The sequence below is a fragment of the Mesorhizobium sp. GbtcB19 genome (assembly GCF_019091085.1).
Taxonomy (GTDB): Bacteria; Pseudomonadota; Alphaproteobacteria; order Rhizobiales; family Rhizobiaceae; genus Mesorhizobium.
Genome location: NZ_JAGXJY010000672.1, coordinates 1 through 228 on the forward strand (window position 1 = coordinate 1; position 228 = coordinate 228).

The following is a 228-nucleotide window of genomic DNA, read 5'->3' on the forward strand; positions in this document are numbered from 1 at the left end:
AGGGAGACATTTCCGGCCGCGGTACGCCAAGGCAGCAACGCCTTGCCATAGTCCTGGAAGACGATCGCTGCCTCGCGGCGCGGACCGGTGATCGGCTTTCCGTTGACGATGATCGAGCCGGAACTCGGCCGCACCAGGCCGCCGGCGAGGCGCAACGCAGTTGTCTTGCCGCAACCCGAGGGGCCAATGATGCAGACGATCTCGCCTTTTGCCAGCGACAGCGATAGA

General features: G+C 64.5%; 1 protein-coding gene. It reads right to left on the reverse strand.

What is annotated here, in order from left to right; translation table 11 throughout:
* Nucleotides 1–228 (reverse strand): ATP-binding cassette domain-containing protein (locus KVT37_RS33365; RefSeq protein ID WP_217579134.1); only part of this gene is annotated, 228 nt, incomplete at both ends.